Raw genomic sequence first — 314 nt, 5'->3', positions numbered from 1 at the left:
TTGGCGTGTTCTTATCCGCATCCGTACGTGGATCAACTACAGTTACCTTAACTGGTACTTCGTCCTTAGAACCGTCTGGATAAGTCACAACGACTGTTGCGTCCTTCTCACCTGCTGTTGTTGTATCAACTGGTGTCTTGTACTCAAATGTTGTGCCGCTTGGTAGGTCTGATACATTGCCGATTGAACCTTTAGCGTCTGGTGTTTCGCCGATGTTAACTGTTTGATCTTTAGCAGTTGGTGTGTTCTTATCCGCATCCGTACGTGGGTCTACTACTGCCACTTTAACTGGGACTTCATCCTTAGAGCCATCT

General features: G+C 46.5%; 1 protein-coding gene. It reads right to left on the bottom strand.

Annotated features, from left to right (window positions below):
- Window positions 1-314, bottom strand: a 314-nt coding sequence (locus HMPREF2637_RS11660) for a Rib/alpha-like domain-containing protein (RefSeq protein ID WP_256316163.1), incomplete at both ends; no start/stop codon positions are given.

Source organism: Streptococcus sp. HMSC065H07 (assembly GCF_001837325.1).
In the GTDB taxonomy this organism is placed as follows: Bacteria; Bacillota; Bacilli; order Lactobacillales; family Streptococcaceae; genus Streptococcus; species Streptococcus salivarius_H.
The sequence above is the reverse complement of the archived record's forward strand: the minus strand, read 5'-3'. Positions and strand labels throughout refer to the sequence as shown.